Raw genomic sequence first — 308 nt, 5'->3', positions numbered from 1 at the left:
TGACTCTTCAGCGGGAAAACGTAATATACGCCTCCCGCGCCGCATAAGATTCCTTGCGAACCGCGGCATGCTCTTTAACAATTTATCAGACAATCTGTGTGGGCACTCACAAGACGATATCAGCCACCTCGGTGGCAAAAAAATATCAAGTCTTAGAGTGACCAAGCAGTAATTCATTTAGTGAATTATTACGAAGTAATCTCTGAGCACCGCTTAACGTGTTTAAGCAAATCGAACTTTTAATTGAAGAGTTTGATCATGGCTCAGATTGAACGCTGGCGGCAGGCCTAACACATGCAAGTCGAGCG

At 44.8% G+C, this 308-nt stretch carries 1 rRNA gene; it reads left to right on the top strand.

The features are described 5' to 3' along the window. Nucleotides 1-240: 240 nt before the first annotated feature. A 16S ribosomal RNA gene (locus J1781_RS00065) occupies nucleotides 241-308 on the top strand; the annotation flags it as partial.

It is taken from the genome of Rahnella perminowiae (genome assembly GCF_019049695.1).
In the GTDB taxonomy this organism is placed as follows: domain Bacteria; phylum Pseudomonadota; class Gammaproteobacteria; order Enterobacterales; family Enterobacteriaceae; genus Rahnella; species Rahnella perminowiae.
Note: the sequence above shows the minus strand (reverse complement) of the source record. Positions and strands in the feature narration are given on the sequence as shown.